Here is a 24549-nt window from a genome sequence, read left to right as displayed (position 1 = left end):
ACGGCCGTCAGGCGACTTCGCGCTCCTTCGCGGTGCGATAGACGAACGACGGCCCGTCGAGGTCGACCGCCGGGAATTCGTCTTTCTCGCGCCAATAGTCCTGTGTGTGGCGCCATTCGGACCCTTCACCGGCCTTGGGCAACTGGCCCATCCCCCGCTGGAGGTAACCGGGGTTGAAATTGTCGGCATCGATCCACGCGCCGAGTGACAATCCCTTTGGCGGGGCGACTTCGATCGAGGTCGCCCCCCGTTCGCGCATGTGATTGAGCATGCGGCACACAAGGTCGCCCATCATGTCGACCCGCAAGGTCCAGCTGGCGCGGAAATAACCCATCACCCAGGCCAGGTTGGGCACGCCGGTGAACATCATGCCCCGCCATGTAATGGTGTCGCTCCAGTCGATCCGCTTGCCATCCACGCTGACTTCCATGTCGCCCATGACCGAGAGCCGGAAGCCCGTTGCAGCGACGATAATGTCAGCCTCGATCTCTTCGCCCGAGGAGGTCAACACGCCCTTCTCGGTGAAGCGGTCGATCGTGTCGGTAACGACGCTCGCCTTGCCTTGCGCGACTGCCTGGAACACGTCTCCGTCCGGACAGAAAGCGAGCCTTTGCTGCCACACGCGATAGCGCGGGGTGAAATGCGGCTCGAATTCGAAATCCTCGCCCGCATATTCGCGAATGAGGGCCTTCAGCTCCTCGAACACCGCTTCCGGCTCATCGATACAACGCTGCGTCAGCACATCCTGATCGTAGAGGATTTGCTGGCGGACGACGCGATGCACCGTCTCTTCGTCAATACCCACTTCGCGCAAGCGGTCGGCCAGTTCGTTCTGGTTGGGATGGCAGAAGAAATAGGTCGGGCTGCGCTGCAGCATGGTCACATGCGCCGCACTCTTGGCGAATTCGGGCACGACAGTGGCTGCCGTGGCCCCTGACCCGATCACCAGCACGCGCTTGCCGGCATAGTCGGTCGCCGGATCCCACTTCTGGGCATGCACGAACAGGCCCCGGAAATCCTCTACCCCCTTCCAGTCGGGGATGTAGGGATTTTCATGGTCGTAATAGCCCGAACACATCCACAGGAACCGACAGGTGTAGGTGACTTCTTCGCCCCCTGCCTCAGCTGTGACGGTCCACAGACCGGTCTCGCGCGAGAAGGCGCAGCTGCGAATGCTGTGGCCATAGCGGATGTGCTCGCCGATGCCGTTCTCTTCGATCACTTCGCCCATATAGGCGAGGATTTCCTCGGCCGTGGCGATCGGCGGGCCGACCCATGGCTTGAAGCGATACCCAAAGGTGTAGAGGTCTGAATCCGAGCGGATCCCGGGGTACTTGTGCGTATCCCAGGTACCGCCGAAGGTGTCCTTGCGTTCAAGGATGGCATAGCTCATGCCCGGGCATTGGTTCTGTACGTGCCAGGCCGAGCCAACCCCCGATATCCCGGCTCCGACAATCAGCACATCGACATGGTTTCCAGCCTGTGCGCTGCCGTTTCTGGGCAATTCTCCCATCGCGTTCATGGTCCCTACTCCTCTCATCTTGGAGAAGACCATCCTATCGCGGCAGCAATGTGGCATTGATGTGGATCAAAGGTCTGGCCGGGCAGCTTGGGTCACACGTGCGCAAAACGAACCGGGCCGGCCTCCCGACTTGGGAGACCGGCCCTTCCGCTGGCCCTTTTTTGGGGGTCTGGCCGGCGGTTATTGCTGGCTGGCGATCCAGCGATCGATCTTGGCTTCCAGCACCGCCAGCGGCAGGCCGCCGGTACCAAGCACCTGGGCATGGAATTCCTTGATGTCGAAATCATCGCCCAGCGTGTCTTCGGCTTTCTTGCGCAGCCGCTGGATGGTGAGTGCACCCATCTTGTAAGCCAGCGCCTGCGACGGGATGGCGATGTAGCGTTCGACTTCGGCCACCACTTCGGTGCGGGTCATGCCCGAGTTGGTGAGCATGAAATCGATCGCCTGCTCGCGGCTCCAGCCCTTCGAGTGAATGCCGGTATCGACCACCAGGCGCATGGCGCGCAGCTGCTCGTCCTGCAGCGTGCCGTAGCGTGCCCACGGATCTTCATAGAAGCCCATCTCGTAGCCCAGCGTCTCGGCATAAAGCGCCCAGCCTTCGACAAAGGCGGTGGTGCCGCCAAAGCGCATGAAGTTGGGCAGCGCGGTGTTTTCCTGCGCCAGCATGATCTGGAAATGGTGACCCGGCGCGCCTTCGTGCAGGTACAGCGTGGTATTACCGGTCGTCAGGCGGCTCGGCAGGTCATAGGCGTTGAAATAGAATGTCCCCGGACGCGAGCCATCGGGCGTACCCGACTGATAGGAACCACCGGCCTGGAACTGCTCGATCGACGGATCATACGGTTCGATCTTGAGCTCCGACTTGGGCAGCAGCGAGAAGTAGTCGCCGATGACTTTGTCGACTTCCTTGCCGATCCGGTAATAATCCTGTGTCAGCCACTCGCGGCTTTCCGGCTTGAACTTCGCATCGGTGCGGACAAAGTCGAAAAATTCAGTCAGCGTGCCTTCGAAGCCGACTTCGGCCTTAAGCTCTTCAAGGTCGCCCTTGATCCGCTCGACCTCTTCCAGCCCGATATTGTGGATGGTGTCAGGATCAAGCGGCAGCGTGGTGGTCTGCTCGACCAGCTGGGCATAGAGCTTCTCGCCGCCTTTCATCTGGCTCAGGCCAACTTCCTCGCGCGCTGCGTCGATATATTCGTCACGCAGGAAGTCGCGCATGCGCTTGTGGGCGGCGTCGATTTCCTTGGTCTTGGCCTCATAAGCAGCGGTCAGTCGCGTCTTGTCTTCTTCGGAAAAATCTTCCGGGAAGTTCTTCACCGGTCCCATGAACTGCGATTCTTCCAGCGGGGTATCGATCAGTGTGGTCAGCTGCTGGATGACGATGCCGATGGTCAGCTTGGTCTCGACGACACCGCTGGCCATCCCTTCGCGGAACTTGTCGATTGCGCGGTCGGTGATGGCGATATAATCGTCATGGCGGCTGAGGTTGTCCTCATAATGCGCGATGGTCTTGAATGGCGCCGCGCCCTTCCCGCTGGAAAAGTTCGGATAGAATGTGTGGAAGCCGAAGAAATGGTTGACCGGGCGTACTTCAGTGAGCGCGCGGATTTCCGGGGTAGAGCCCTTGAGCGACTGTTCCTGGTTGTATCTGAAGACGTCGTAGGCGAGCTGGTCTTGCGGATCGAGCTTGCTGCGGTCGATCTGCTGCAGCAGCGCGACATTGAGCTGCGTGTCGCGCAGGTCGGCATAATAGGACGAGTCAGTCAGGAAATCGCCGAGCCGGTCGGCATCCTTGTCATCCCCGCGGAACAGGCGGCTAAGCGGGTTCAGCTCGAGGTTGCGCTTGTCGGAATCTGCAAACAGCGCGAACAGCTTGTCACGCTCGGAGGCGGGGGCTTCTGCCTGCGCCTCTGCGGCGGGCTTGGCACCGTGATGGTCGGCCAGCGCCGGGGTGGCAGGAAGAGCGAGCGCAGCGGTCGCCAGCAGCGCGGTACGGATGAGTTTCATGTTGGAGAGGTCCCTGTTGCGTCTGATACTGTGTTACATGGATAATACACTATCCACCCTGTGACAAGGTGGGGCGTAACCAGCTTCACAGACAAGGGGAGCGTCCTTCGCCGAAGGGCCGCCTGCGTTCGACCAGCGCCTATTCCATGCAGAAACGCATCCCGCGCCGGGCTACATTGAAGCCCTTCGCCAGCACTTCCTTGGACTGCGCGCTGTCGGGATCGCGGATCGGGTTGGTGTGATTGTAGTGGATGAAATGCACCTTGGCCCGTTCCTCTTCGTCGAGGTCGGCCAGCCGTTCCATCACCTTGGCTACACGCGGGTGCGGGATTTCGCCCATGTCGCGGCCCGGCAATTCGTTGTCGTCCCAGAAGGTCGCATCGAGGAACAGCAGGTCGAAGCCTTGCACCAGATCTTCGAGACTCTGGCCGCTGGCATCCTCGAACACGTCCCAACTGTCGAGATCGGGCAGGTAGAGCACGGTCCTGTCGGGAGTCATGATGAAGAAGCCGACCGTCTCGGAAAATTCGTCGCGATGCGGCACGCGTATCGGCATGACGCCGAATTCGTCTGACAGCACCGTGAACTCGCTCGCCGCCATGCCATTCAGCCGGATGTTGCCGAGCTCGACCAGCTGGTTCCACGGGCCATTGTCGCGCAGGAATGCGTTCATGCGCGGCATTGCGAAGACCGGGACATCCTGCGCCCCCGCCGCTTCGCGGCCCAGCCAGGCCAGGCCGAGGTAATGACCGATATGGGCGTGGGTCAGGAAAATACCGTCGATACCCAGCCGTGCCTTCGCGACTTCCGCAGGCGGTTCGATGAGGTCGAGCAAGGCCAACTGCCCGGTAATCGAAGGCGTCGCATCGAACAGGTAGCGGGTGCCCGCATCCCGATCGACAAAGGCAAGCGAGGACGGCCACAGCCTCGGTCCCTCGTCCCCAACATTGCCTATCTGCGGCGCGCCGGCGTCCTGCCCCGCACCCAGCACGACAAGCTCGCGGACGCAGGCAGCGGGCTCTTCTTCGAGCACCTGCGCCGGAACAGGAACTGCCCCGAGCGCGACCGCCACCGCCGCCGCAACCTGCGCGCGCATTATTCGATCACTCTCCCGCGCACCATCACCCAGTCGATGTCTTCCAGCACCGCGATGTCTTCCAGCGGGTTGCCCCGCACAGCGATGATATCGGCCGAGAAACCCGGCTCGAGCTTACCCGTCTCACCTTCCAGCCCGAGCACTTCAGCGGCAAAGCTGGTGGCGCTGGCGAGCACTTCGCGGTCGCTCATCCCGCCCTTCTTCATCAGCGCGAGTTCACCGGCGTTGTCGCCATGCGGGAACACACCGGCATCGGTGCCGAAGGCCATTTTCACACCCCATTTGCGGGCGCGCTCGACGATACTTTCAGCATAGGGGCCGACCGCGCGGACCTTCTCTTCCACCACAGGTGTGTAGAACCCGGTGCCGAGGTTCTCCTTGATACCCTGGAACGCCATCAGCGTCGGCACGAGGATGGTGCCTTTCTCGCGCATCACCCTGGCTGCCTGTTCGTCGATATAGGTGCCGTGCTCGATGGTCTGCACGCCTGCCCGCGCCGCCGCTTCGATCCCCCGCGCACCATGGGCATGCGCGGCGACCTTGAGGCCGAGCGAGTTGGCGGTGTCGACGATGGACTTCATTTCCTCGTCCGAGAAATGCGCCTCGAGCCCCCGGCCCTGCTGGCTCAGCACACCACCCGTGGCGGTAATCTTGATCAGGTCGGCACCGTATTTGGAAGCGGTACGTACCATCTCTGCGCATTCAACCGGGCCAGTGCAGGTGAAGTCGGTGCCCAGCGCCTCTGTCACTTCCCGGCGGAAGCCATTGGTATCGCCATGGCCCCCGACGATGGCGATGGTCCGGCCCGAAGTGACGACCCGCGGACCCGGGATCATCCCTTCCGCTGTGGCGCGGCGGAGCATCTGTGTGACCTGGTCGGAGCGTGAGCCAAGATCGCGCACAGTGGTGAAGCCGGCAAGTGCGGTCAGGCGCGCATTCTTGGCTGCGACCAGCGTGTTCCATTCGATCGGGGTCGTCGCGGCGCGCCAGAATTCGCCGCTCGGATCGCCGGAGAGGTGCGTGTGCAGATCGATAAGACCGGGCAGCACGGTGTGATCGGGCAAGTGGATCATCGTGGCGCCATCGGGCGTCGGCCGGAAGCCTTCCTCAATGCTCACAATCCGCCCATCGGTGACTGTAATCGTCGCCGGGCCACTGGCACCGCCATCGGCGGAACGGATGACCGAACCGGCATGGATAATCAGCGTATCGGCCCATGCGGGTGTTGCGGCAGCAACTGCCAGCGCGACAGTTGTGGTCAGACGGACAAGCGATTTCAGCATGGCACATACCCCCTTTGGCCCGCGGTTTGCGCATCGGGCTTGCCTCGCTATACCGCGCGCCAACGAAACTACAAACGAGAGGACTTGTCTCCCGATGAAGACTTTGCGGACCGCCCTGCTCACCGCCACCCTGCTGTTTCCGGCGAGCGCGCTCGCCCGCCCGATGACGGCGGAAGATGTAGCCAAGCTGGAAAGCGTCGGCACCATTGCCGTCTCGCCCGACGGCAGCCGGGTTGCCTATACCACGACCAGCTTGCCCGATGTGACCAGCGGCGAGAAAGACGGCTCCAGCACCAGCGAGCTGAAGGTCGCCTGGGGCGCAGATGCCTGGCGCGCGTACCTGCCCGAAGACGTCAGCCCAAGCGGGGTCGGCTTCTCGCCCGATGGCGGCATGGTCACCTACCTGTGGTCGGCGGATGATGAGAAACGCAGCGTTTGGGGCGTGCCGGTCGATGGCGGCGCACCGCGCAAGCTGGCCGGCCTCGATGACTCCGCTGTCAGCTCCTACACCTTCTCGCCCGACGGCGGCACACTCTACCTGCTGGTCGGCGCAGCCGAGGACAAGCAACGCACCAAGGAGAAGAAGGCCGGCTTCGACGCCAAGGTCTATGAGGAAGAGGCGCAATTGCCGCGCCTCTTCGCGGCCTCGGTCGGAACTGTGGTGGACGAAAGCCCGCGCCAGATCCCAGTCCCGGGCTACACCAACGCCTTCGACATCACGCCTGATGGCCGCACGGGCATCATCCAGACAGCGCCCAGCCCGCAGATTGATGACCAGTATACCTCGAAGCGGGTCAACCTGATCGATCTCGCCACCGGCGAAGTGAAGGTCGTGGTCGAAACCCCGGGCAAGCTCGGCGATGTCGAGGTTTCGCCTGACGGCAGCCAGATGTCGATGATCGCAGGCGTCGACATGCACGACCCGGCTGACACCACGCTGCATCTCGTCGATGTTGCCACCGGTGCCTATCGCGCGTTGAATGCCGGCGCCGAGGAAGCCACCAGCGATGCCGAATGGATGGCCGACGGCACGCTCGTCGCAGTGATCCACAAGGGCGCACAGACCGTGCTGCGGATGTACAACGCTGATGGCAGCGTGAAGGGCGAAGTCGACCCCGGCGCGCTCATCATCAGCGATGTCGAAGTGGGCGGCGGCAAGATCTTTATCGAAGCCAACTCGCCGCGCCATCCCAATGAGCTGTTCGCGTTCGACGGATCCGGCTTCACCCGCTGGACCACGCATAACCCATGGCTGGCCGACATCGACTTTGGCGCCCAACGCACGCTGACTTACACCGCCAGCGACGGGCAGGAAATCGAAGGCATCCTGATCGAGCCGCTACAGACCGATTCGAAGAGCGGCAGCGCCACCATAATGATGATCCATGGCGGCCCGGAAGCACATTATTCGAACGGCTGGCTGACGGCCTATTCGATGCCGGGCCAGGTCGGTGCGGGCAAGGGCTATGCAGTGTTCCACCCGAACTATCGCGGCTCAACCGGCTACGGCACAGCGTTTTCCAAGCAGCACTACGGCAACTACACCGACCCTGAGTTCCGCGATATCGTCGATGCCAAGAACTACCTGGTCGACCAGATGATCACCGATCCCGATCGCACCGGCATCACCGGTGGCTCTTATGGCGGCTATGCCAGTGCCTGGGGCGCAACGGCGCTCTCGGCTGAGTTCGCCGCTTCGGTCATGTTCGTCGGCATTTCCAACCAGGTCAGCAAGTTCGGCACCACCGACATCCCCTACGAGATGTACAACGTGCACAGCGGCAAATGGCCATGGGACGACTGGATGGGGCTGCTGGAAGTCTCGCCGGTCTACCATGTCGACAAGGCGGAGACCCCGCTGCTGATCCTGCATGGCGAGCAGGACACCCGCGTCGATCCGGGCCAGAGCTACGAGCTCTATCGCTCGATCAAGGTGCGCAAGCCCGACACCCCGGTGCGCTTCGTGCTCTATCCGGGCGAACCGCATGGCAACCGTCGCGCGGCCAGTCGCTATGACTACAGCCTGCGGATGTTCGAATGGTTCGACACCTATCTCAAGACTGGCGACCGCACAGCGCCGATGCCCGGGCCACGGCCCGATCTCAACATCGACGATGGTGAGGAAGACTGAACGAATGGGGCCCCGGGACACCGGGGCCCTTCTTCGTAAAGAGCGTCAGAAAGTGTAGCCGATTCCGGCACCGATCAGCCACTGGTCGCCGCTGCCGCGAATACTGGTCAAAGGGGTACGCTTGGCGTCGCCCATCAGCCGCGAATAGCCACCGATAGTCACTATGGAGAACCCGCCATCGGTGACATCGCCATTCAGGTCGAATGCCAGCAGCAGGTTCGCGCCCACGCTGTTGAGCCCGCCATCTGCCTGGTAGGCGGGCAAGCCGCTGGCAACGCTCTGTGCAGGGCTCACGGTGTAATAGTAGTCGGCGAAATCATCGTCGACAAAAGTGGCGCTGAGGCTGAGGGAACCGGCAATGCCGCGGTTCAGCGGCGTGAAATAGGCGATTGAAGGCGAGACAGTCATCCCGTCATGCGCCCCGGCGATATCCCACAGCGCATCGACGCTCACCGTCACGCTGTCATAGGGATTGAACACCTGCGGAAAGCTGACCCCGGCGGTCGGGCCGATTTCGAAGGCGCGGTCGAGCTTGCCCAGTGACTTCACCACCGGATCCTTGATCTGGTCGACCCGGTCGCTCCGCAGGCGCATGGCGATCCCGGCGTCGAACGAAGGGCCGTCGTCCGCATCGGGCACGAAATCGACCGCCAATCCGGCCGGGCGCGGGTTGATGTCGATCCCGGCCACGCTGGCCTGGACGATGGGCAGCGGGAACACGACGTAATCGTCCGAACCCGAATAGCTCGGACCATAGCCAGCCCCGACCCCGATGGAGAGGAAGTCGCCGTCGAACACCGTTTCCGGTCGTTCAGGCGGCCCGGCGGCATCGCCGTCGACTTGCTGGCCGCTGGCGGGCGAAGTGACAGCGAGCACAGGGGCAAGGATCGAGGCGAGATTGGGGGTACGGATCATGGCGTTCTGCTTTCTTTTGGCTCCTGTTAGCAACGGGCCGTGACTTTGGCAGTTCCTGCGGCGGGGCAATGTCGCTGTATTGTGCTTGGCAGGAGAGCCTATTGGCTCTAGCTCAAGTGAATGAAAGCAATCCCGAAAAAACTCATTGCAGCCATCGTAGGCTGTACACTGGCCGTTGGTGCCGTTGCGCAGGAAAGCCTATCACCGTTCGAACGTCTCGCCGCCGCGCTCAATCCACCAGCTATGGACCTGCAGGCTTTCGACACGCTGATGAGTACTAGTTTTCGCTCGACGCTGAAAATGGATCCCAACATCGCGGACCTGGAGCAGATGTGTCCCGGTTCTCTCGATGCCCTTATTGACGGCGGGTATCCTCGCCTGCGCGAAGGATTCCTCGCTGACCAGGATCGCTTCCGTGCCGAAGCCGCAGCCCTGTTCGAGGCCCGACTTTCGGCAGAGGATGCCGCTGAGGTTGCCAGCATCTACGAATCCCCGATGGGGCAACGCCTGGTCCAGAAGATCACCAACAACAGCTCGATCGACTTCGCCATGCAGCAAAGCCTGCAGGATCCGGAAGGCGATCTGACCGCCGAGACATTGCAGAAGGATCGCGATCGGACATTGCGGAACACCCTGCGGGACCTGAGCCCCGAGGAAGAAGCAGAGCTTGGCGAGATGTTCAGTTCATCTAAGGGCTTTCTCGCGTTCATGGTCATCGGGGAAGAACTCAATGCCTTGCGCGCCCGGGTCGAGCTGGAATCGGCTAACGAAGACGACCCCGAGCTGGAGAAAGCGATGGAAGATGCGCTGATGGCGCATCTTGGTGATTGCCCGGCCTTGAGCGGCGAGTGAGCGTTGCCGAAATCCGGGGTCGCGCGGCCAAGGTGATTGTGCCGATGGCCTCGCCTGAGTAGGGCTTTGCCGCAATGAGCGGGCGCAGGGCAGATCTGGCAATCGTGGGCGGCGGGCTTTCCGGCGGCCTTATCGCCTTGGCGCTCAGGCAAGCCCGCCCCGAGCTCGACGTCGTGCTGCTGGAAAGCGGCGAGATGCTGGGCGGCAACCACCGCTGGAGCTGGTTCGACACCGATCTCGACGAGGCCGGTCATGCGCTCATGGCGCCGTTCCGCAAGGCCGAGTGGCGCGGTTACGATGTGTTCTTCCCGGACCATTCGCGCTCGCTCGACGCCAGCTATTTCTCGCTCGCCTCGTCCGATTTCGATCCCGGATTGCGGCGCGAGCTGGCGCAGGACACCATCCGCACCAATCGCGAAGTCGTTCATTGTACGCCAGATTCCGTGACGCTCGCCGATGGCGAAGTGATCCCCGCCCGTGCCGTGATCGATTGCCGGGGGTTCGGCCCGGCACACCATCTGCGTGGAGGATGGCAGGTATTCATGGGACGCCACATGCGGACCAGCAAACCGCACGGCATCTCGCGCCCGGTGATCATGGACGCCTGCGTCGAGCAGCTGGGCGGCTATCGCTTCGTCTATGTCCTGCCATTGGGCGCGCGCGATATCTTCTTCGAAGATACCTATTACAAGGACGATCCCGTGCTCGACCGTTCCGCGCTGTCGAGCAGGCTTGATCAATATGCCCGCGAACAGGGCTGGGACGGCGAAATCATCGGCAGCGAGACCGGCGTCCTGCCGGTCATCAGCGGCGGCGATTTCCGCGCTTTCCGCCGCGAGCAACAGCTGGACCGCATGCCGCAGGCCGGCACTGCGGCGCTGCTGGCGCATCCGCTGACCAGCTATACCGTGCCGCAGGCGGTCGAGACTGCGCAACTGGTTGCGGCTAATGCAGATTTGCCGGGCGACCAGCTCGCCGCGCTGCTTGCCAGTCATGCCCAGCGGCATTGGAACAGGACCAGCTATTACCGCCTTCTGGGCAGGTTACTTTTCGACGCCGCCGCGCCCAATAAGCGCTACCGGATCTTCCAGCGGTTCTATCGGTTGGACGAACGGCTGATCGAACGGTTCTATGCGGCACAGTCGGCCCCGTTCGAAAAGTTCCGCGTGCTGGCGGGCAAGCCGCCGGTTTCGATCCTGCGCGCAATCGGGGCGATCTTCGGCAAGAGCCAGCCGCTGGTGATGAGCAATGACAGAAAGGCGCATGGCGCATGAGCACTGACGGCAAGACAGCATGCGTGATCGGCTCCGGCTTCGGCGGGATGGCGCTTGCGATCCGGCTGCAGAGCGCCGGCATCGCCACCACGGTGATCGAAGCGCGCGACAAGCCCGGTGGGCGGGCCTACTACTGGGAGCGCGAGGGCTTCACTTTCGACGGCGGGCCGACCGTGGTCACCGATCCCGATTGCCTCAAGGAACTGTGGGAGATTTCCGGCAGCGACATGGCGAAGGACGTCGAGCTGATGCCGGTGCGCCCGTTCTACCGGCTCAATTGGCCCGACGGGCACAATTTCGATTACTCCAACGACAAGGCCAAGCTGTTCAAGGAGATCGAGAAGCTCAACCCGGCCGATGTCGATGGCTACCAGCGCTTCCTCGAATACAGCGCTGGGGTTTATGAGGAAGGCTATCTCAAGCTCGGCACTGTGCCCTTCCTCGATTTCAAGTCGATGCTCAAAGCAGCGCCGGCGCTCGCCCAGAAACAGGCCTGGCGCAGTGTCTATTCGATGGTTTCCAGCTTCGTCGAAAGCGAGAAGCTGCGCGAGGCGCTGAGCTTCCACACCCTGCTCGTCGGCGGCAACCCGATGAAGACCAGCGCGATCTATGCGCTGATCCACAAGCTGGAGATGGACGGCGGCGTGTGGTGGACCCGCGGCGGCACCAACCGCCTGATCGCCGGGATGATCCGCCATTTCGAACGGCTCGGCGGAACAATGATCATCGGCGACCCGGTGGTGCAGGTGCACACGGCGGAGAAACGCGCGACCGAGGTCGAGACGCTGCACGGGCTCAAAATGGCATTCGATGCCGTCGCCAGCAATGCCGATATCGTGCACAGCTACAAGGACCTGCTCGGCCGCAGCCAGCGCGGCTGGTCGATGGGCAGGAAGCTCAAGAAGAAGAGCTACAGCCCCTCGCTGTTCGTGGTGCATTTCGGGCTGGAGGGCACGTGGCCGGGTATTCCGCACCACATGATCCTGTTCGGTCCGCGCTACAAAGGGCTGCTCGAAGACATTTACGACAATGGCGTGCTACCGCAGGATTTCAGTATCTACCTGCACCACCCGACCGTGACCGACCCGAGCATGGCCCCGCCGGGCAAGAGCACGTTCTATGCGCTGGTGCCCGTCGCCCACATGGGCAAGCTCAAGATCGACTGGGAGGAAATCGGACCGATCCTTGAGAAGCGCATCCTCGACGAAGTCGGCCGCCGCCTGATCCCCGACATCCACGACCGGATCGTGACCAAGTTCCACTACGCGCCGACCGATTTTGCACATGATCTCAACGCGCACTTGGGCAGCGCCTTCAGCCTCGAGCCGGTGCTCACACAGAGTGCCTGGTTCCGTGGCCACAACCGCGATGACGTGATCGACAATTTCTACCTTGTCGGGGCGGGGACACACCCCGGTGCGGGTATTCCCGGCGTCGTCGGTAGTGCTAAGGCGACCGCTGGATTGATGATCGGGGATTTGCTGGGATGAAACGCCTCGCTGTCTATTGCGGCTCCGCCACACCGGAGGATAGTCGCTATATCGAGCTTGCGCGCGAAGTCGGCCAAGGGCTGGCAGAGCGTGACATCGGCGTCGTCTATGGTGGCGGGCGGCTAGGGCTGATGGGCGCGGTCGCGACCGGTGCGCTGGAAGCGGGCGGAGAGGTCATCGGGGTAATTCCCGAAGCGCTGGTCAATTCGGAGGTCGCCAACCACAATTGCACCGAACTGATCACCGTCAGCGGGATGCACGAGCGCAAGCAGAAGTTCACCGACCTGTCCGATGGCTTCGTCACCATCCCCGGGGGGGTCGGCACGATGGACGAGCTGTGGGAAGCGATGAGCTGGGCGCAGCTGGGCTATCACTCCGATCCGGTCGGACTGCTTAACGCATTCGGCTTCTATGACGACCTGATCGCCTTCAATCGCAAGATGGCGGAGGTCGGTTTCGTGCGGGAGGCGCACCAGAACATCCTGATCCATGCTGAAACCTTGCCGGACCTGCTGGCGAAGATGATCAACTACAAGCCGCACACCCCGATCTTCCGCATGAAGGCCGACGATTTGTGACGGTTCGCAAACCCAAAATCAAAAGCACCCGTCACCCCGGCGCAGGCCGCGGTCCAGATAACCTATCCCACCGCTTCACCGTCGCAAGTTATCGAACCCTCATCTGGGCCCCTGCCTTCGCAGGGGTGACGCGCTAAGTATGCCTACCGAACGCCCACTCGCCCCGAATTACGTCCGCCCTACCCCGTCCACGCCGGGCGGCGGACGCAACCGGGCAGCGCTGGTCGAAAAGGCGAGGCTCTCTATCAAGAGGGGCTCCAAGAGCTTTTCCGCCGCCAGCCGCCTGTTCGATCGCACCACGCGCGAGCGGGTGTGGCTGCTTTATGCCTGGTGCCGCCGCTGCGACGATATCGCCGATGCGCAGGATCATGGTGGTGAACTGGGCGACCAGTCCAATGCCGAAGACCGCATCGAAGCGATCCGCGTCCTCACCCGCCGCGCGCTGGCGGGCCAGCCGACCGCCGATGTCGCCTTCGACGCTTTCGGCCTCGTCGCCAAGGAATGCGGCATCACTCAGGCCATGGCCGATGATGTTATCGCCGGGTTCGAGCTCGATGCAGCGGACTGGCGCCCGCGCAATGAGGGCGACCTTCTGCGCTACTGCTTCCATGTCGCCGGCGCCGTCGGCGTGATGATGGCGGTGGTTATGGGCGTCTCGCCCGACGACGAAGACACGCTCGATCGCGCCTGCGACCTCGGTCTCGCCTTCCAGCTCGCCAATATCGCCCGCGATCTGCTGGAGGATGACGCCGCCGGGCGCTGCTACCTGCCAATCGAATGGCTGGTCGAGGAAGACATCGAGCCAGGCCAGCACACCAAGCCGCACCACCGGCAGGAACTGGCCGACATGGCCGCACATATGGTCACGCTGATGGAAGCGCATGAAGCCGCCGCCCGCATTGGCGCGGCCCGCCTGCCTTTCCGCAGCCGCTGGGCGGTGCTTTCCGCCGCCCGTATCTATGGCGAAATCGGCCGTGAAGTCCGCCGCCGCGGGACCGAGGCGTGGGACCACCGCGTCCACACTAGCAAGCTCGACAAGATCCGCCACGCTGCCGCCGCCTTCTTCGAAGCGCTGGTCAACCGTCCACCCAAGCCCTCGGAAATGCCGCGCTGGACGCGCTCGCAACTTGCGGAGCGTGCTGCCAGCGACTAGCCAGCAGCACATGAGAGGAAACCCCTTTATCGCAGGCCTTGCGCTTGCTGTCGCTGCGTCGCCCGTATCGGCCGATGTCTATGTCACCGAGGAAATGGCGGTCATCGCCGGAGCCAATGGCTTCATGGACGCGATCGCCAATTCCGACCGTACCGTGCTGGCCGAACACATGCTGCCGGAGGCAGTTATCTTCGTGCACAACCAGATGGACCCGGCCAACCCGCGCATTGATATTGTCCCGGCGGCCAAGCACCTGGAAAACTGGGCCAAGCGCACTGCGGACTACGTCGAGTCCATGAAATACTCCGACATCCTCATTAGCGGGGACATGGCGCAGGTGTGGGGTCCCTACAGCTTCACTGCAAATGGCACGCTGACCCATTGCGGGATCAATTCGATGAGCATGGTGCGGATGGACGACGGCAGCTGGAAGGTCGGCAATGTCAGCTTCACCATGGTCGCGCCTGAGCGCTGTGGCGAAGTGGGTGCCGGCTGGATCGACGGCGATGATAGCTAAGCTCCTGATCGCCAATCGCGGCGAGATCGCCTGCCGCATCATCCGCACCGCGCGCGCCATGGGGATTGCGACGGTGGCGGTCTATTCGGATGCCGATGCCAAGGCGCTGCATGTGCGTTCAGCCGATGAAGCGGTGCATATCGGGCCGTCGCCTGCGTCCGAGAGCTACCTTGTTGGCGAAAAGATCATCGCGGCGGCGAAGCAGACCGGGGCGGATGCGATCCATCCGGGCTATGGCTTCCTGTCGGAGAATTCCGGGTTCGCGCAGGCGGTGATCGATGCCGGGCTGATCTGGGTCGGCCCCAAGCCATCGAGCATCGAAGCCATGGGCCTCAAGGACGCCGCCAAGAAGCTGATGCGCGAAGCGGGTGTGCCGGTGACGCCCGGCTATGAAGGCGAGGACCAGTCGGTAGAGCGTCTCAAGTCAGAGGCCGACGCGATCGGCTATCCCGTGCTGATCAAGGCGGTCGCGGGCGGCGGCGGCAAGGGGATGCGCAAGGTCGACGCGGCAGCGGACTTTGAAGCCGCCCTCGAAAGCTGCAAGCGCGAGGCCAAGGCCAGCTTCACGAATGACGAAGTGCTGCTCGAAAAGTGGATCACCTCGCCCCGCCATATCGAGGTGCAGGTGTTCGGCGACAGCCACGGCAATGTCGTCCACCTGTTCGAACGCGACTGCTCGCTCCAGCGCCGCCACCAGAAGGTGATCGAGGAAGCCCCCGCCCCCGGCATGGACGAGGCGACCCGCGAGGAAATCTGCGCCGCCGCCGTGCGCGCCGCCAAGGCGGTCGATTATGATGGCGCAGGCACGATCGAATTCATCGCCGACGCGAGCGAAGGCCTGCGCGCCGACCGCATCTTCTTCATGGAGATGAACACGCGGCTGCAGGTGGAACACCCGGTGACCGAAGAGATCACCGGGGTGGATCTCGTGGAGTGGCAGCTGCGGGTGGCGAGCGGCGAACCGATTCCGCTGAAGCAGGAGGAGCTATCGATCAACGGCTGGGCGATGGAAGCGCGCCTCTATGCGGAAGACCCGGCGAAGGGGTTCCTGCCAAGCACAGGACGGTTGGATCGCTACAACCTGCCTGACACAGATTACCGCGTCGACTCCGGTGTCGAACAACACTCGACGATCTCACCGTTTTACGACCCAATGATCGCAAAAGTTATCGTTCATGAGCATGATCGCGACGAAGCGATTAACTCAATGCTCGCCGCACTCGAAGGAACGATGGTCTGGCCCGTCAAATCGAACGCGGGCTTCCTCTACCGCGCAGCTAACTCCCCCACCTTCAAATCAGGAGAGTTCACAACGGGCTTCATTGAGAAAGAGGGGGAAAGCCTCATTCCGTCGACTGAACCTGATGAGGAAGTCTTGGGCCAAGGTGCCCGTCGCCTGATCGAAGACTACGGTGACGACTGGTATCACAGTCGCGACAATGAACTCCTTGAGGGTTTCCGCCTCAACGCAAGTCCGAAACGTAGTCTGCTCGTTCAAGTCGACGGGAAGAACTTCGAAGTCGCGAAGGTGCCGTTTTTGGGTGGCGACACGTACACATCTACATCGACGCCAGATGCCGCAATGGTCACCAAGAATGGGCAAAGCTTCGAAGTTAGGCTCCCAAGTTTCGAAGGCGCCCACGCCTCCGCCGCCGACGGCGCGATCCTCGCTCCGATGCCGGGCAAGGTCATTGCGGTCGATGTGGCCGAGGGCGACAGCGTCACCGCAGGCCAGCGGCTGATGGTGCTCGAGGCGATGAAGATGGAACACTCCCTCACCGCGCCGTTCGACGGGACCGTGACCGGGCTTACCGCCAGCGAAGGCGGGCAGGTGCAGGTCGAGGCGGTGCTGTGCGTGGTGGAGCCTGCGGAGGAGGACTGACTTTCCCTTCTCGTCACCCTGAACTTGTTTCAGGGTCCATTTCGCCGCATGCACTGCAACTCGAAATGGAGAGATGGATGCTGAAACAAGTTCAGCATGACGGGAGTGGGTGTTGAGCTGGGCCAAGGAACTCGAGGAACTCCGCAAGCGCGAAGAACTCGCCGAGCAGATGGGCGGACCAGAGAAGGTCGGTCGCCAACACTCACGCGGCAAAATGGATGCCCGCGCCCGGCTCGCGGCGCTGGTCGATGACGGCTCCTTCCGCGAGATCGGCAAGATCGCCGGCAATGCGACCTATGACGAGAACGGCGACCTCATCAGTGTCCTCCCCGCTCCGTTCCTGTTCGGCAAGGCCACTATCAATGGCCGTCCGGTGGTCGCCACGGCAGACGATTTCACCATTCGCGGTGGCGCGGCCGACGCAGGCATCAAGCGCAAGATGGTGCAGGCCGAACAGATGGCGCACGAGCTGAAGCTGCCCATCATCAAGATGATCGACGGCACAGGAGGCGGTGGCTCGGTCAAGACACTGGAAATGATCGGCGCGACCTATATCCCTGCCGTGCCCGGATGGGGCGACACCGTGAAGAACCTCGACACCGTGCCGGTCGTGGCGCTGGCGCTGGGCCCCACAGCCGGCCTCGGAGCGGCACGCATCGTTGCAAGCCACTATTCGATTATGGTCAAGGGCTTGTCGCAGATATTCGCCGCCGGTCCTGCCGTGGTCGACGGCTTGGGCGAGCAATACAAAAGCGCCGCAGACCATCAACAAGCCAAGGAGGAACTCGGCGGCAGCGACATCCACACCCGCAACGGCGTGGTCGATGACGAGGTCTCCAGCGAAGCCGAAGCCTTCGCCCGCGCGCGGCATTTCCTCAGCTTCATGCCCGAGCATGTCGGCCAGCTGGCGCGGCGTTCGCTCTGCACCGACCCGGTCCATCGCCGCGAGGAAGCGCTGCTCAGCCTCGTCCCGCGTGAGGAGAAACAAGTCTATTCAATGCGCCGCTGCCTCGACATGGTGTTCGACCAGGGCACAGTGTTCGAAATCGGCCGCATGTGGGGCCGCACCGCCATCACTGCACTGGCCCGCCTCGATGGCTGGCCTGTATTCGTGCTCGCCAGCGATCCGAGCTATCTCGGAGGCAGCTGGGACGCCAAGACCAGCGAAAAGGTCGAGCGCTTCGTCAAGCTGGCCGACCAGTTCCGCCTGCCGATCGTCCACCTGGTCGACAACCCCGGTTTCATGATCGGGCGCGAGGCGGAGGTCGCGGGCACGATCCGTTACGGGGTGCAGGCGATGAATGCTATCTACAAGGCCACTGTCCCGCTCGCCTCGATCGTCATGCGCCGCGCCTATGGCATTGCGGGGAGCGCGATGTCGAACGCAGACCGGTTCCAGTACCGCTATTGCTGGCCCTCGGGCGACTGGGGCAGCCTGCCGATCGCGGGCGGGCTGGAGGTCGCCTACAAGTCCGAGCTGGAAGCCAGCGAAGACCCGGCGGCAGAGCTGGCCGCGATCCGCGAGCGGCTGGACAAGGTCACCTCGCCCTTCCGCAGCGCCGAGCGCTTCAATGTCGAGGACATTATCGACCCGCGCGATACGCGGCCCCTGCTGTGCGAATTCGCCGAGCTGGCCTGGCGGAGGCTGGAGAGCGAAGCCTAGGTGCCTCAATCGTGCAACACGTCATGCAAGGCGAGATAGCGCCTTGCATCGCGGGGCCTTCGGAACAGCACGCCGCGTTCGCTGAACAGGATCAGGCACAGTGAAGCGATGCTGCAGCTCAGCAGCGCGACCGCCAGCGTCCGCGCCGTACCATCATAAGCCTGGCCGATCAGGATCCCGACCCCGGCTCCCAACGACATTCGCACGAAGCCCTGTGCCGAGCTTGCTGCTCCAGCCGCATGCTGGAACGGCTGCATGGCGATTGAGCCGAAATTGGCCCCCATGAAGCCGAGCAGGCACAGGTTTGCCGACATCAAAGGGATGAACAGCTCCAGCGAGCCGCCATGGTAGAACGCTGCCCACACTTGCGCTGCCGAAACCGCGATGAACACGCAGAGCGCGGTATGCGACACACGCCGGGCACCGAAGTTCTCGACAATGCGCGAATTGGCGAAGCTGGAGACTGCCAGCGTAGAGGCTGTCGCACCGAAGATGATCGGGAAATCGTCACCCGCCCCAAAGTGTTCGCCGATCAGCTGCTGGGCCGAATTGATATAGCCGAACATGGCCCCGAAGGTGAGGCCACTACCAAAGACGTAGCCGACTGCCTCGCGCGTGCGGAAAGTGAGCGGCAGGTTATGAAACACGCTCCTGAAATCGAGCGGATCGCGATCCTCGATCGCCAGTGTTTCCGGCAAGCGGAGCCATGCCCATAACATCACCAAAGCCGCTGCGATCGCCATCGCCACGAAGACCCAAGGCCATTGCGCAACATTGAGGACCCACTGCCCCATGCTGGGTGCCAACACCGGCACCACCATGAAGACGATGAAGATGGTCGACATCAGGCGCGCCATGGCATCGCCTTCGAAGCGGTCCCGGATGATCGCCGCAGGCAACACGCCCAGACCCGCAACGAGGAACCCTTGCGCAATGCGGATACCCAACAGCGCTTCATAGGTTGGGGCGACCGCACACAGCAGCGAAGTGACGATGTAGCAGCAGAGCACCACCATCAGAACACGGGTGCGCCCGAAGTGGTCGGCGAATGAGCCTGGCACCAGGCATCCGACACCACCGGCCAGAAGATAGACACCTACCACCAGCTGGCGACGGTTGGGATCGTCCACGCCGAATGTCGCCGCGATCTCGTCGAGCGCGGGCAACATGGCGTCGATGGCCAGCGCGCCAAGGCTCATGACCGCCGCCATCAGGGCAACGAATTCGAGCCTCCTTATGGTCCGCGGCGGGCCTTCACTGGAAGTGATCGTATGGATCATCCTCTTTCCATGCCCAGCCTGCCGGAGGATGCAAAGCAATTTTCGTATGCGTTGCATACTAATGCCGGGTGGCTGTGCTTCATTTGCCATGACGGGCGGGCTATGTGATGGGCATGGATGGCGGCGATGACTTCAGCGACGACGATGAGGCCGATGGCCTGCGCAAGGTCATCCATGTCGACATGGATGCCTTCTTTGCCAGCGTCGAGCAGCGCGACAATCCGGAGCTGCGCGGCAAGCCGGTGGCGGTTGGTGGGGCTGGTGGACGTGGCGTTGTAGCGGCGGCCAGCTACGAAGCGCGCAAATTCGGGGTCAAGAGCGCGATGCCCTCGGTTACCGCCAAGCGGCTGTGCCCCGACCTGATCTTTGTCCGCCACCGCTTCGATGCGTACAAGGAGGCATCGGCCAGGATCCGCGAGATCTTTCGCCATTACACCCCGCACGTCGAGCCGCTGAGCCTCGACGAAGCCTATCTCGATGTGACCGACGACTTGCGCGGGGTGGGTTCGGCCACCCGAACCGCGCAGTTGATCCGCGAGCGCATCAAGGCGGAAACCAGGCTCACCGCCAGCGCCGGGGTCAGCTACAACAAGTTCCTCGCCAAGCTCGCCAGCGACCAGAACAAGCCCGATGGACTATGCATTATCAAGCCTGGCGAAGGCGCGGCGTTCGTGCAGTCACTGCCGATCCGGCGCTTCCATGGGGTCGGACCCAAGGGAGCGGAGAAAATGGCGAAGTTGGGAATCGAGACGGGGGCCGACCTGGCAAAGAAGGACCTCGGCTGGCTACGGCAGCACTTCGGCAGCTTCGGCGACTATCTCTATCGCGCCGCGCGCGGGATCGACTTGAGGCCGGTGCGTGCCAACCGCATCCGCAAGTCGGTCGGTGGCGAACGTACCTTCTCGACAGACCAGCACGAACCCGACGAGCTGCGCGAAACGCTGGAACGGATCACCGGGATCGTGTGGGACAGCATCGAGCGCACCAAAGCGCGTGGGCGGACTGTCACGCTGAAAATGAAGTACAACGACTTTCGCACTGTCACCCGCGCACATTCCGTGCCGCACTACGTCGAAGGCCGGGAAGAATTCGCGCAGATCTCGCGTGACCTGCTGGAAGCGCAATTGCCGCTTCCCTTGCCGATCCGCCTGATGGGGCTGACGCTCTCCAACCTCGAGCAGGAAGCGGAGAAGCAGGCCGAACGTTCCGAACGTTCGAGCGGCCAGTTGCCGCTCTTCTAAGGTCAGCGCTGCAAGGTTTCGCGCCACACGTCGAGCCGCACCCGGGTCTGCGTTCCTTGCGGCTCTGGCAATGAATGGCGCGGGAAGAACTTCGCTTCCAGCACTTCGCGGCGATCGGCCCGTGGATACTGGTCGGTTGTCGCAGCGAACAGGTGCGTGGTGTTGGGCGCTCCTGAGATCGTATCCTCCAGCACGGTAACCAGTGACAGACGGCTCAGCTCGATCCCTACTTCCTCGAAAATCTCGCGCTGGGCCGCTGCAGCCGGATCTTCGCCCCTGGCGACCCCGCCGCCAGGCAATGCCCAGACGCGCGGGCCGTAGCTGTGCCGCATCAGCAGGATCGAGCCTTCGTGGTCGGAAACGATGACGGCGCAACCCGTCAATTGCGGTTTGGCAAACTTGCGCCAGACATGCCGCACGCGAAAGGCGATCGGCAACAACATACGATGGACGGGTGCGGGAATCAGGTGAAGCATGTCACCTTCTGCTGCGCCGCTCCGAGCAAACGCGCAACCGGCAAATCGTGTTCTCCACGTGTCGCAGTTTCGAAGACTGCGCGTTTGTCCTCCGCGCCGCCAAGCGAGAACAGTATCGCATCGCTGTCGAGCAGGCTGGGAATGGTCAGCGTGATCCGGTCAAAAGGGGCATGCGGGGGAAGTGGATCGGGCGTCAGTCGCCGCACCGCCAGGGGGTCGTCGACCGATGGCTGGGTGTTGGGGAAAAGCGAAGCGATGTGCCCGTCCGGTCCCATACCCAGCCAGCAAAGCGCGAAATGCGGCGGTTTGGCATCTTCGGCCAACGGAACGATATGACCACCGACAGGCTCCAGCAGCGTGCGCATCTTGCCGGTGTTGGAGGCCTCATGATCTTCCGGCACGATGCGATCATCGTTGGGCCAGATCTCGAGGCGGCTGAAATCCAGGTCGCGAGTGACGAGATCGGCCAGGATCGGGAACGGGGTCGAGCCGCCCGGGATGGTGATGGCCACGCGATCACCCACTTGCTCAAGCGCCACAGCCAATCGCCGCTCCAGCCAGTCGGCGATGCGGGTGGTATCGGCGTTCTCAATGATCGTCACGTCTGCCATTCGTTGACCATAAACGAAGGACCGCACGGAGGCATCCCCCGTGCGGTCCGAATTCGTATCCGCACAATCAAGCGCGTCTTTACTGCAGCGTGCTCCTGAGGAACCAGATCCGCTCTTCGGTCTGGTCGGTGAGGTCGTCGAGAATGCCGTCGGTGGCGTTGTCACCAGCTTCCCCAGCGAGCTCCTTCAGCTTCTTGATGCGGTCGAGCATCAGCACATTGTCGTCGTGCAGCTCCTTGAGCATCGCCTCGGCGGCGAGGGTTGGATCGTCCTGGTCCTTGATCGCAGTCGCACCAGCGATCGAGCCGACGGACGTCAGCGTCGGCGCACCGTTCTTGCGGACGCGCTCACCCAGCATGTCGATATTGTCGCGAATTTCGATTGCTTGCTCGTCGAACAGCAGGTGCAGGTCGCGGAAACGCGGCCCCGTCACATGCCAGTGGAAGTTCTTGGTCTTCACGAACAGCGCGAAGTGATCGGCCAGCAACCCGTTCAGTTCGTTCACAAGCGCGGTCTTCGAGTTATCTCCTGCGGTAGCCATGCGTACCTCCATTGATTGAATGCATTTTTCTTACACCCTATCAACGCACAGGTCTGTAATCGGTTTCCAAAATATATATCGCAACTATAATCGTTTTTGACGATTTAAATCATGCCTCGCGCGGTAAGCCCGAAGAACAGCGCGACGCCAGCGAGGACCATCGCCAACACGAGCCGGATAGCGCGAAGCGGCAAGGCCTCTTCCAGCTGCGTTCCCATGATCCATCCTAGCGTGAGCGCGGCGATCCCCCCCAGCGCGCCGCCCGTTGCCACCAGCGAAGGAAGCGCCGTCACCGCCGCCAGCGCGAATACGAGGAAGCGACCCGCATCGCCGATCTGGCGTGCGAGCAATACGAGGAATGCAGCAAAGATCGAGTGCGTCGGTTCTTTCGGGGCCTTGCTACGGTTAGGCCACAGCAGTTCCACCACTGCGGCCAAAAGCGCCAGCGCCACCAGCATCTCGCGCGCGGCAGGAAACAGCATGTGGGCGATCCGGTCGCCTGCCCACGCCATCAGTGAAGCAGAAGCAATCGCCGCGATGCAGCCGGCGACAAGGATACCCGGTCCGGTTCGCCCGTCCATTCGGGCCACCAGCAACTGGTCGCGCGCACCGATCGAAACCAGCAGCACCAGCGCAAAGCCGAACAGGAAGGATGACACGCTGGAGCTGCCTCAGCTGGCCCAGGGGCCGGTGATCGCCAACGTCACGGTGGGGCTATAGGCATTGACGAACATCGTCTTGCCGTCGGGCGAGAAGCAGGCACCGGCGAGCTCCGTCTGGCGGTCGAGCCGGGCCAGATCATAGGGGCGCCCTTGGCGGTCGATCCCGCGCAAATGGTTGTCGACGACATCGGTGTACTGGTCCTCGCACACTACCAGGTGGCTGTTGGGCGCGACGCACAGATTATCGCCGTAGTTGAACTGCTCAGGCCCGGTGGATTCGAAATAGAGGTCGAGCGTATCGGGGACGCGGGTGCGCCCCGGGCGGAGACGGAAGATCTGGCCATAGCCGGCCTGGCCGCCGCTGGTGCAGCAGAAGAACAGCTCGCGCTCGCCCATGTGCATCCCCTCGCCGCGCGAGAAGGTTGTCGCGCCCGCCGCTGCACCGCGCTTGCGCAGGTCGTCGTCGGGTGCTTCGACATCGTCGAGATCTATCCAGCGGACCATGTAGAGATCGCCGGTCTTCCACGCCCCATCACGGTTGCTGGCATCGGCAAACCCCTTCTCCAGCGCCAAAGCCTGCAGCTTGCCGCCCTTGGCAAGCTCGCCATTCACATTGGGGATGAAGCGATAGACCAGACCGTCGTCCTGGTCTTCGGTCATGTATACCATGCCCGTCACCGGATCGACGCAGGCGGCCTCGTGGTTGAAGCGGCCCATGGCCTTGAGCGGCACCGGATCGACCATGCCGGGCGCATCGGCCGGCACTTCGAAAGCATAGCCATGCTCCTTGGCCAGGGCGAGCGCGCGCGATCCCGGTTCTTCGCAAGTGATCCAGCTGTTCCACGGGGTAATCCCGCCTGAACAATTGCGCATGGTCCCGGCGAGCGAGCGGAACTGGCGCTTCACCTCGAGGCTCTCCGCGTCAAGGACGACATTGGTTGTGCCGCCGGGGAAGACCTTGCCGTCCGGGCCGCGTCCATAGCCGCTGGCCAGCTCACCGCCCGGGTCGGTCCCCGGATGCAGCTCGTGGTTGCGGACCAGCGCAATCTCGCCATTGCCGAGATCGAAACACCCCATCCCGTCGCCGCGGTCGGGCACGGTCAGCCCGTCGTCCATGGCGTCGCCCAGTCGGGAGATCACGCGGTAGGAAAATCCTGCCGGAAGATCGAGCAGCCCGGCAGGATCCGGCACCAGCGGGCCATACCCTGCACCATTCGTTGCCGATGCCGCCACCCGCGGCCCGGTCGAACACCCGCTCGCAATCAAGGCGGCAAAGGCGCTGCTGGTCGCAGTCATGAACGCGCGGCGATCGGTCTGAAACGGGGCGGACATGTGACTTTCCTCCTGATAATGCTGGCGGTCATAGCACCGCTGC

Annotated in this window: 21 protein-coding genes; 10 read left to right on the top strand and 11 right to left on the bottom strand. The window is 62.7% G+C overall.

The annotated features are described in order from the left end of the window. Positions 1-7: 7 nt before the first annotated feature. The 4 genes from QPW08_RS14655 to QPW08_RS14640 form a co-directional block, all read right to left on the bottom strand. Positions 8-1522 (bottom strand): flavin-containing monooxygenase, encoded by a 1515-nt coding sequence (locus tag QPW08_RS14655; RefSeq protein WP_284126654.1) that lies wholly within the window; start codon positions 1520-1522, stop codon positions 8-10. Positions 1523-1702: 180 nt separating this feature from the next. Beyond that, a complete protein-coding gene (locus tag QPW08_RS14650) occupies positions 1703-3529 on the bottom strand; it encodes a DUF885 domain-containing protein (RefSeq protein ID WP_284126653.1) in 1827 nt (608 codons plus the stop codon). A 139-nt stretch (positions 3530-3668) separates the two neighbouring features. Continuing rightward, a complete protein-coding gene (locus QPW08_RS14645) occupies positions 3669-4625 on the bottom strand; it encodes an MBL fold metallo-hydrolase (protein ID WP_284126652.1) in 957 nt (318 codons plus the stop codon). Further along, the gene (locus tag QPW08_RS14640; RefSeq protein ID WP_284126651.1) at positions 4625-5908 is read right to left on the bottom strand and encodes a metal-dependent hydrolase family protein; all 1284 of its coding nucleotides are present in this window, start codon (positions 5906-5908) and stop codon (positions 4625-4627) included. Before QPW08_RS14640 ends, QPW08_RS14645 begins: the two co-directional genes overlap by 1 nt. Before the next feature lie 94 nt (positions 5909-6002). Between QPW08_RS14640 and QPW08_RS14635 the strand changes: the two genes are divergently transcribed. Beyond that, complete coding sequence (locus QPW08_RS14635) at positions 6003-8039, top strand: S9 family peptidase (protein ID WP_284126650.1); 2037 nt, start codon at positions 6003-6005, stop codon at positions 8037-8039. A 45-nt stretch (positions 8040-8084) separates the two neighbouring features. Here the strand turns inward: QPW08_RS14635 and QPW08_RS14630 are convergent, their stop codons facing one another. Beyond that, positions 8085-8954 carry a MipA/OmpV family protein gene (locus QPW08_RS14630; protein WP_284126649.1) on the bottom strand — a complete coding sequence of 290 codons (870 nt, stop codon included), beginning with the start codon at positions 8952-8954 and terminating at the stop codon, positions 8085-8087. Between the two features lie 120 nt (positions 8955-9074). On the opposite strand from QPW08_RS14630, the gene QPW08_RS14625 reads away from it, so the two are divergent. The 8 genes from QPW08_RS14625 to QPW08_RS14590 all read left to right on the top strand — a co-directional run bounded on the left by QPW08_RS14625 (position 9075) and on the right by QPW08_RS14590 (position 18363). Then, positions 9075-9806: a DUF2059 domain-containing protein gene (locus QPW08_RS14625; protein WP_284126648.1), complete on the top strand. Its 732-nt coding sequence runs from the start codon at positions 9075-9077 to the stop codon at positions 9804-9806. 74 nt (positions 9807-9880) lie between these two features. Further along, positions 9881-11080: a lycopene beta-cyclase CrtY gene (gene crtY / locus QPW08_RS14620; protein ID WP_284126647.1), complete on the top strand. Its 1200-nt coding sequence runs from the start codon at positions 9881-9883 to the stop codon at positions 11078-11080. Then, a complete protein-coding gene (locus tag QPW08_RS14615; RefSeq protein ID WP_284126646.1) occupies positions 11077-12570 on the top strand; it encodes a phytoene desaturase in 1494 nt (497 codons plus the stop codon). Before crtY ends, QPW08_RS14615 begins: the two co-directional genes overlap by 4 nt. Further along, on the top strand, positions 12567-13148 hold the full coding sequence (locus tag QPW08_RS14610; RefSeq protein WP_284126645.1) for an LOG family protein: 582 nt from the start codon (positions 12567-12569) through the stop codon (positions 13146-13148). The genes QPW08_RS14615 and QPW08_RS14610 overlap by 4 nt, the downstream gene beginning before the upstream one ends. Positions 13149-13287: 139 nt before the next feature. Further along, entirely contained in the window at positions 13288-14301 is a 1014-nt protein-coding gene (locus QPW08_RS14605; protein WP_284126644.1) for a phytoene/squalene synthase family protein, read from the top strand. A 10-nt stretch (positions 14302-14311) separates the two neighbouring features. After that, positions 14312-14818, top strand: coding sequence for a nuclear transport factor 2 family protein (locus tag QPW08_RS14600; protein ID WP_284126643.1), 507 nt, complete (start codon positions 14312-14314; stop codon positions 14816-14818). After that, a complete protein-coding gene (locus QPW08_RS14595; RefSeq protein ID WP_284126642.1) occupies positions 14808-16700 on the top strand; it encodes an acetyl/propionyl/methylcrotonyl-CoA carboxylase subunit alpha in 1893 nt (630 codons plus the stop codon). The genes QPW08_RS14600 and QPW08_RS14595 overlap by 11 nt, the downstream gene beginning before the upstream one ends. 112 nt (positions 16701-16812) lie before the next feature. Next, positions 16813-18363 carry an acyl-CoA carboxylase subunit beta gene (locus tag QPW08_RS14590; protein ID WP_284126641.1) on the top strand — a complete coding sequence of 517 codons (1551 nt, stop codon included), beginning with the start codon at positions 16813-16815 and terminating at the stop codon, positions 18361-18363. 5 nt (positions 18364-18368) lie between these two features. On the opposite strand, the gene QPW08_RS14585 is transcribed toward QPW08_RS14590, so the two are convergent. Next, entirely contained in the window at positions 18369-19643 is a 1275-nt protein-coding gene (locus QPW08_RS14585) for a multidrug effflux MFS transporter (RefSeq protein ID WP_284126640.1), read from the bottom strand. Positions 19644-19750: 107 nt separating this feature from the next. On the opposite strand from QPW08_RS14585, the gene dinB reads away from it, so the two are divergent. Beyond that, complete coding sequence (gene dinB / locus QPW08_RS14580; RefSeq protein ID WP_284126639.1) at positions 19751-20884, top strand: DNA polymerase IV; 1134 nt, start codon at positions 19751-19753, stop codon at positions 20882-20884. A 2-nt stretch (positions 20885-20886) separates the two neighbouring features. Here dinB and QPW08_RS14575 read toward each other — a convergent pair whose 3' ends face one another. From QPW08_RS14575 to QPW08_RS14555, 5 genes are all read right to left on the bottom strand, one after another. Further along, positions 20887-21360, bottom strand: coding sequence for an NUDIX hydrolase (locus QPW08_RS14575; RefSeq protein WP_284126638.1), 474 nt, complete (start codon positions 21358-21360; stop codon positions 20887-20889). Next, a complete protein-coding gene (locus QPW08_RS14570) occupies positions 21348-21971 on the bottom strand; it encodes a 6-phosphogluconolactonase (RefSeq protein ID WP_284126637.1) in 624 nt (207 codons plus the stop codon). Before QPW08_RS14570 ends, QPW08_RS14575 begins: the two co-directional genes overlap by 13 nt. Before the next feature lie 79 nt (positions 21972-22050). After that, positions 22051-22512 carry a Dps family protein gene (locus QPW08_RS14565; RefSeq protein WP_284126636.1) on the bottom strand — a complete coding sequence of 154 codons (462 nt, stop codon included), beginning with the start codon at positions 22510-22512 and terminating at the stop codon, positions 22051-22053. Between the two features lie 104 nt (positions 22513-22616). Beyond that, positions 22617-23171: a TMEM165/GDT1 family protein gene (locus QPW08_RS14560; protein WP_284126635.1), complete on the bottom strand. Its 555-nt coding sequence runs from the start codon at positions 23169-23171 to the stop codon at positions 22617-22619. Between the two features lie 12 nt (positions 23172-23183). After that, on the bottom strand, positions 23184-24506 hold the full coding sequence (locus QPW08_RS14555) for an alkaline phosphatase PhoX (RefSeq protein WP_284126634.1): 1323 nt from the start codon (positions 24504-24506) through the stop codon (positions 23184-23186). Between the last annotated feature and the right edge of the window lie 43 nt (positions 24507-24549).

Origin of the sequence: Parerythrobacter aestuarii (genome assembly GCF_030140925.1) — a bacterium.
In the GTDB taxonomy this organism is placed as follows: Bacteria; Pseudomonadota; Alphaproteobacteria; order Sphingomonadales; family Sphingomonadaceae; genus Parerythrobacter; species Parerythrobacter aestuarii.
The sequence above is the reverse complement of the archived record's forward strand: the minus strand, read 5'-3'. Positions and strand labels throughout refer to the sequence as shown.